Origin of the sequence: Butyricicoccus sp. (genome assembly GCF_050872565.1) — a bacterium.
In the GTDB taxonomy this organism is placed as follows: domain Bacteria; phylum Bacillota; class Clostridia; order Oscillospirales; family Butyricicoccaceae; genus Butyricicoccus_A.
The window spans coordinates 1-6,571 of record NZ_JBNMHC010000106.1 but is presented as its reverse complement, the minus strand read 5'-3'; the positions used below and the strand labels follow the sequence as shown (position 1 = coordinate 6,571).

General features: G+C 51.1%; 6 protein-coding genes, 2 pseudogenes and 1 other annotated feature. Of the genes and pseudogenes, 6 read left to right on the top strand and 2 right to left on the bottom strand.

Features of this window, described 5'->3' with window-relative positions; all coding sequences use genetic code 11:
• Positions 1 to 345 (bottom strand): annotated as a pseudogene (locus ACR0P9_RS05970) (hypothetical protein); the annotation flags it as partial.
• Complete coding sequence (locus tag ACR0P9_RS05965) at positions 338 to 1,444, bottom strand: iron-containing alcohol dehydrogenase family protein (protein ID WP_432618242.1); 1,107 nt, start codon at positions 1,442 to 1,444, stop codon at positions 338 to 340. The pseudogene ACR0P9_RS05970 and the gene ACR0P9_RS05965, both read right to left, overlap by 8 nt.
• Positions 1,445 to 1,521: 77 nt before the next feature.
• Positions 1,522 to 1,774 (bottom strand) — a binding site (T-box leader).
• Positions 1,775 to 2,024: 250 nt separating this feature from the next.
• Between ACR0P9_RS05965 and ACR0P9_RS05960 the strand changes: the two genes are divergently transcribed.
• The 6 genes and pseudogenes from ACR0P9_RS05960 to ACR0P9_RS05935 form a co-directional block, all read left to right on the top strand.
• Complete coding sequence (locus ACR0P9_RS05960; protein ID WP_432618246.1) at positions 2,025 to 2,936, top strand: substrate-binding domain-containing protein; 912 nt, start codon at positions 2,025 to 2,027, stop codon at positions 2,934 to 2,936.
• A gap of 98 nt (positions 2,937 to 3,034) precedes the next feature.
• The gene (pstC, locus tag ACR0P9_RS05955) at positions 3,035 to 3,904 is read left to right on the top strand and encodes a phosphate ABC transporter permease subunit PstC (protein WP_432618241.1); all 870 of its coding nucleotides are present in this window, start codon (positions 3,035 to 3,037) and stop codon (positions 3,902 to 3,904) included.
• A gap of 20 nt (positions 3,905 to 3,924) precedes the next feature.
• Entirely contained in the window at positions 3,925 to 4,788 is an 864-nt protein-coding gene (pstA, locus tag ACR0P9_RS05950; RefSeq protein WP_432618244.1) for a phosphate ABC transporter permease PstA, read from the top strand.
• Positions 4,789 to 4,815: 27 nt separating this feature from the next.
• Positions 4,816 to 5,562: a phosphate ABC transporter ATP-binding protein PstB gene (pstB, locus tag ACR0P9_RS05945; protein WP_432618239.1), complete on the top strand. Its 747-nt coding sequence runs from the start codon at positions 4,816 to 4,818 to the stop codon at positions 5,560 to 5,562.
• Between the two features lie 13 nt (positions 5,563 to 5,575).
• The gene (gene phoU, locus ACR0P9_RS05940; RefSeq protein WP_432618237.1) at positions 5,576 to 6,232 is read left to right on the top strand and encodes a phosphate signaling complex protein PhoU; all 657 of its coding nucleotides are present in this window, start codon (positions 5,576 to 5,578) and stop codon (positions 6,230 to 6,232) included.
• A gap of 76 nt (positions 6,233 to 6,308) precedes the next feature.
• Positions 6,309 to 6,571 (top strand): annotated as a pseudogene (locus tag ACR0P9_RS05935) (hypothetical protein); the annotation flags it as partial.

The window sequence follows — 6,571 nt, the reverse complement described above, 5'->3', positions numbered from 1 at the left end:
CGTGGCGCCGCCGGTTGCAAAAGCAACAGCCGGTGCGACACACATCACGCACAGATACAATACTTCAAATAAATTGGAGAAAATCGGGGCAAATTTGCCGTAAAACGCGTTGTTGTAGGAACGATAATCGTATACCTCGTGCTTGCGGGCAAACCGCAGGCAGTAGGCGAAGAATACCGCATTGTACAGCATGGCGAGAACCGGCATGAGCAGACACCAGATGCCATACTTGACATAATAGGTATAAATCTGTGCGCCGGAGGCAAAGCCGCCGCCGAAATGGGTGGTAAACCATACAAAGGCAATGCCTAAGATAATGGAACTTGTTTTTGCTTGCTTATTCATGACTGTCGCGTCCTGCTCTTTCCTTTAATTTATGCATGGCATCCGTCAGCATCTGCTTGGTGACAACATACGGGTAATGCGCTACATCCGACATATGCGGAATGCGGTTGGTGCTTTCTTCCCACTGCTCTTCAGAGATTTCAATCTCTTCCAGAGAAACCGGCAGCTTGACGGCCTTGTTGAGCTGGTAAACTCTTTCAAATTCTTCGTCCTGTCCGTCAACGAGCAGAGCCAGCAAAACACCAAAGCCGACGACTTCACCGTGCAGATGCTTTTCCTCAATGATTGGATAGTTGGTCAGCGCATAGAAGACGGCATGTGCCAGACCGCTGTTGTAATCCGGCGTAAAGTCTTTGGTCAGGAAAATCGAGGCAACGCCGGTTGTGACGATGATAGCCAGAATAATCTGCTCCACTTCATAGGAAGAAATGCCCTTCTGATGGTCGGAAAATCCCTTTGCGCCGTAGGCGAGCAGCGGATCGCGGCACATATGCGAGATGGCAACGCCGACAGCGGTGAAGTGCTCCAGACGCTCATCGCGGGAAGAAATCGTTGCCTCATAGAACTTGGCGTAGGTATCGCCCATGCCTGCCCACATGTATCGGCACGGAGCCTTGGCGATAATTTCTGTGTCGATGAACGCGTGCATTGCCGGGCGAACAAAGAAATTTGGCTTTAAAAATGTGCCGTCCTCATTGTACATAATTGATACAGCGGTGCAAGCGGAGCAGTTCGAGGCGATGGTCGGGAAGGTAAAGACCGGCTTGTCGTCCGTGATGCACAGACACTTGACGGTATCCAGCGCTTTGCCGCCGCCGACACCGAATACCATATCCGCTTCATGATAGATCGGCATGGCGCGCAGACGCTCTACGTTGGCATAGGTGCAGTCCTTGCCGAATAGCTCCACACCGATGATTTCCAGATTGGTTTCCTCGACAGCGGCGCGGATTTTGTCCAATGCGGCGTCAAGCGCTTGTTTGCCGCCGATGACCAGAATGGTTTTGCCATACGATTCGCAGACCGGTCCAATCTTGTTATAAATGGTATTGCCGATGGAATAACTCGGCAGATGTACCTCGTAATTTTCCAGTTTCATATGATAGATACTCCTAACAGTTGTAAATTTGCAAATAAAAAAAGCCTTCATCCCACGTTCTGCATTTCTGCAAGAATCCTTGGGACAAAAGCCATCAGCTTCTGCGGTGCCACCCATATTGCCGACATCATAAAAAACATCGACCACTTACCACACACCAACATGTGCGTTCCACGATAACGGCGGGAGACCGTCAGCGCCTACTTGCCAACCGGCGTTCAGACTGCCCTCACGAGTCCATTCGGCATCATCCATACCACTGTAATCCCACCATCTACAGCTCTCTGTGCGTACTTCACGAAGCGTACTTGTCTCGATCAACGGTTTATTTTTTTATTTATCGTATTAAAAGTACCACACGAGCGCGAAGTTGTCAAGTGGGGAACAGAAAATATTTTGCTGCATCAAATTTTAACATATCTTACATTCCAGACAGATATTTTACGAAAGAAAGCGAGATTTACGAATATTTTACCGCTTGGCTGGCGCGGAGTTTACACGGTATGCGTAGAATAGAGGCTGTTGAACGAAACAAAAATCTTATACTGACACGAATGAAAGGACTTCGATTATGAAAGCAATGAAGACACTCAAGCGTTTTGGCACAATGTCCTTAGCAGGTATGCTGCTGATGGGCGCACTGGCAGGCTGCGGCAGCTCTAGCTCCGACACCCAGACCACTTCTGACGGTTCCACCGCAGGCGGCAGCGTAAGCGGCGCGATTGATGTAGTATCTCGTGAGGACGGTTCCGGCACCCGCGGCGCATTTATCGAACTGTTCGGTATTGAGACCAAGGACGCAAGCGGCAACAAGACCGACAACACCACTTCCGATGCAATCATTGCCAATCAGACCGAAGTTATGATGCAGAATGTATCTGGTGATAAGAACGCCATCGGTTATGCTTCTCTCGGTTCGATGAGCAACTCTGTCAAGGCAGTCAAGATTGACGGCGCAGAGGCAACCACGGACAACGTGCTCAACGGCTCGTATAAAATCTCTCGTCCGTTCAATGTAGCAACCAAGAGCGATCTGAGCACGGCAGCACAGGATTTCCTCAACTACATTCTGTCCGCCGATGGTCAGAAGATCATCTCTGACAACGGTTACATTCCGGTAGATGACAAGGCGCAGGCATATCAGGCTGGCAATGCTTCCGGCGACGTTACCGTTGCAGGCTCTTCTTCCGTAACACCGGTCATGGAAAAGCTGAAGGAAGCATATGAGGGCGTCAACAAGAATGTCAAGGTAACCGTACAGGAATCCGATTCCACGACTGGTATGACCAGTGCAAGCGAAGGCACCTGCGACATCGGCATGGCATCTCGTGACCTGACCGATGAGGAAAAGCAGAATCTGACTCCGACAGAGATCGCACTGGACGGCATTGCAGTCATTGTCAATCCGAACAACAGCATTGACAATCTGACTTCTGACCAGGTAAAGAGCATCTTTACCGGTGAGACGACCGACTGGGCTGACGTACAGTAATTCAGAAATAAGATGACAGGCAGCAACCTTCCGTCCGTCAAACGACGGAGGGTTGTTCCTTGTCAATCGGATCTATGCAACAAAGAGGTTTCAATGTTATGTTAAAACGACAAAAACTGATGGAGCGCGGCATGTCTTGGCTGTTTGCCTTGTGCGCCTGCATGTCCATCGTTGCTGTTGCGCTGATTTGTGTGTTCCTGTTTGCCAACGGTATTCCGGCGATGAAGGAAATTGGCTTGTTCCAATTTTTGCTGGGCACGGACTGGGCACCGAAGAATCAGCCGGCAAGTTATGGCATCCTGCCAATGATCGTTGGCAGCTTGTGCGTCACAGCGGGCGCCGTCATTATCGGTCTGCCGATTGGTCTGCTCACTGCCATTTATCTGTCTCGCTTCTGTCCGGAAAAGCTGCATAAGGTACTCGAACCGCTGGTTCAGCTGATGGCAGGTATTCCGTCTATTATTTATGGTTTCTTTGGTCTGGTTGTGATGGTGCCGCTGGCACGCAACCTGCGCGGCTGCACCGGTGTCAGTATGCTGACTGCCGCTGTTCTGCTCGGCATCATGATTTTGCCGACCATTATCAATCTGAGCGAATCGGCACTCAATGCGGTTCCGAACAGCTATTATGAGGGCGCACTCGCACTCGGTTCTACCCATGAGCACGCGACGTTTTTTGCCGTTCTTCCGGCTGCAAAGTCGGGTATTTTGGCAGCGGCGGTGCTCGGTATCGGCAGAGCCATCGGTGAGACCATGGCTGTTATTATGGTAGCGGGCAATCAGGCGCGCATTCCGACCAGCATTCTGCGCGGTGTGCGCACGATGACTGCAAACATCGTGCTGGAAATGGGCTATGCAACCGGCCTGCATCGACAGGCATTGATTGCTACCGGCGTCGTGCTGTTCGTCTTTATTTTGATTATCAATATCACGTTTGCCATCATCAAAAAGAGAGGTGAGAAGATATGACCGGAAGCAGAGCGATGGAGATGCCGAGAGAGCATGTCCAGCGGAAAAATTCTTCTCCCAAGCCGACACAGACCATTCATTCGCTAGTTTTGCGTCTGCTCGTGTACGGCGCAGCAATCTTTACGTTTGCGGTTCTCGCCTTCTTGATTGGCTATATTCTCGTCAAGGGCATCCCGTATTTGACGCCGAGTCTGTTCTCTTGGACATACACCTCGACAAACTGCTCGATGCTGCCGTCTATCATCACAACCATTGAGATGACACTGCTCTCGCTGCTCATTGCCATTCCGATCAGTGTGTTCACTGCGGTTTATCTGGTAGAGTATGCAAAGAAGGGCAATAAGCTGGTCGGTCTCATGCGTCTGACGGCAGAAACGCTGTCCGGCATTCCGTCTATTGTCTATGGTCTGTTCGGTATGCTGTTCTTCGTCACCCAGCTGCATTGGAAGCTGTCGCTGCTGTCCGGTGCGATGACGCTGTCGATTATGGTGCTGCCGCTTATCATGCGAAGCACAGAGGAAGCCCTGCTCGCTGTGCCGGATATGTACCGCGAGGCGAGCTTTGGACTGGGCGCGGGCAGACTGCGCACGGTATTCCGCATCGTGCTTCCGTCTGCGATGCCAGGTATTTTGGCAGGTATTATTTTGGCAGTCGGCCGTATTGTCGGTGAAACCGCTGCCCTGATTTACACCGCTGGCACAGCAACGGATATGGCAACCGGTCTGTTTTCTTCCGGTCGTACTTTGGCGGTACACATGTACTGCCTGTCCAGTGAAGGTCTGCACACGGATCAGGCATATGCAACGGCAGTTGTTTTGCTGCTGATTGTTCTGGCAATGAATACCATTTCCGCGCTCGTTGCACGGAAGCTGACGAAAAAGTAAGAGGAACTATCATTTATGAGTATGCATATGAAATATAAAATTCAGGACTTGAACCTGCATTATGGCCAGTTTCATGCCCTCAAAAACATCAATTTGGAGCTGCCGGAAAAGGAAATCACGGCATTCATCGGCCCGTCCGGCTGCGGTAAATCCACCCTGCTCAAGACGCTCAACCGCATGAATGACTTGGTCGAGGGCTGCAAGATTGACGGCACCGTTCTGCTGGACGGCGAGGATATTTTTGGCAATATGGACGTCAACGTGCTGCGCCGCCGCGTCGGCATGGTGTTCCAGAAGCCGAATCCGTTCCCGATGAGCATCTATGACAACATTGCCTTTGGTCCGCGCACCCATGGTATTCACAAGAAGGCTGTGCTTGATGAAATCGTCGAAAAGAGCCTGCGCAATGCGGCAATTTGGGATGAAGTCAAGGATCGACTGGACAAGAGCGCTCTGGGCATGTCCGGCGGTCAGCAGCAGAGATTGTGCATCGCTCGCGCGCTGGCCATTGAGCCGGAAGTACTGCTGATGGATGAGCCGACTTCGGCACTGGATCCGATTTCCACCATGAAGGTCGAAGATCTGGTACAGGATCTCAAGCAGGATTACACCATCGTGATGGTGACGCACAACATGCAGCAGGCAACGCGTGTTTCGGACAAAACGGCATTTTTCCTGCTAGGCGAAGTGGTAGAATTTAACGAGACCGCAGAGCTGTTCTCGATGCCGAAGGATCAGAGAACGGAAAATTACATCACCGGCAGATTTGGTTAATGGGAGGAAGCATATGCGAACCAAATATGATAAGCAATTGACAGATTTGCATGATGAGCTGGTTTCGATGGCAGCGCTGTGTGAGGCAGCTATCAGCCATGCGGTGGAAGCACTGCGCACACGCGATGCGGAGCTGGCAAAAATCACGATGCAGGGCGATAAAGAGATCGACCAGAAAGAGCGCGCGATTGAGAGCGCGTGCCTCAAGCTGCTGCTGGAACAGCAGCCGGTAGCGCGTGACCTGCGCGAGGTGTCCGCTGCCCTCAAAATGGTTACGGATCTGGAGCGTATTGGCGATTTGGCAGATGACATTGCCGATGTTTCACTGTTTTTGTGCGAGACACCGGACTATGCAGCGCCGGAACAGATTGATTATATGGTAGAAGCTGCGACAAAAATGGTGCATGATTCCATTGATGCCTTTGTTGCCAACGATCTGGCAAAGGCACACAGCGTCATGGAGTACGATGACGTCGTAGACCGTCTGTTCAATGAAGTGCGCACGGTGCTGGTCAAGCGCATTCATGAATCGATGGATGATGCTGAGCAGGCGATGGATATTATGATGATTTCCAAGTATCTGGAGCGCATCGGTGACCATGCCGTCAATATTTCCGAGTGGGTAGAGTTTTCTATCACGGGTACCTATAAAAATTCCCGCGTGCTGTGAGGCGGGAGCATGAACATTTATGTGGTAGATGGAGATGAGAGCACGCGCAGTATGCTGCAGTATGTACTGACAGAAAATCAGTCGGAGCAGACGGCAGGTCATTGCAGATAAGAAAAAGCTGCGCAAGGCACAAAAACGCTTCAATAAGGCGCATATGGCTCGCGTCAAGGCGGGCAAGTGCGAAGCAAGCATGACCGCCGATTTCTCCGCGATTCTGTACGGCTTAGAACGTATGGTAGATAACAGCGTCAATATTGCGGAGGAGACCCTCGACAACATTCGCTTTGTAGAATTGGAGCCTGCACAGATGGAAGCTCTGTCTGAACGCGGCATTCCGGT

Bases quoted from the DNA above. Each gene is read 5' to 3' on its own strand.
- pstC (WP_432618241.1), top strand. From the start codon at position 3,035: ATGTTAAAACGACAAAAACTGATGGAGCGCGGCATGTCTTGGCTGTTT.
- ACR0P9_RS05965 (WP_432618242.1), bottom strand. From the start codon at position 1,444: ATGAAACTGGAAAATTACGAGGTACATCTGCCGAGTTATTCCATCGGC.
- phoU (WP_432618237.1), top strand. From the start codon at position 5,576: ATGCGAACCAAATATGATAAGCAATTGACAGATTTGCATGATGAGCTG.
- pstB (WP_432618239.1), top strand. From the start codon at position 4,816: ATGAAATATAAAATTCAGGACTTGAACCTGCATTATGGCCAGTTTCAT.
- pstA (WP_432618244.1), top strand. From the start codon at position 3,925: ATGCCGAGAGAGCATGTCCAGCGGAAAAATTCTTCTCCCAAGCCGACA.
- ACR0P9_RS05960 (WP_432618246.1), top strand. From the start codon at position 2,025: ATGAAGACACTCAAGCGTTTTGGCACAATGTCCTTAGCAGGTATGCTG.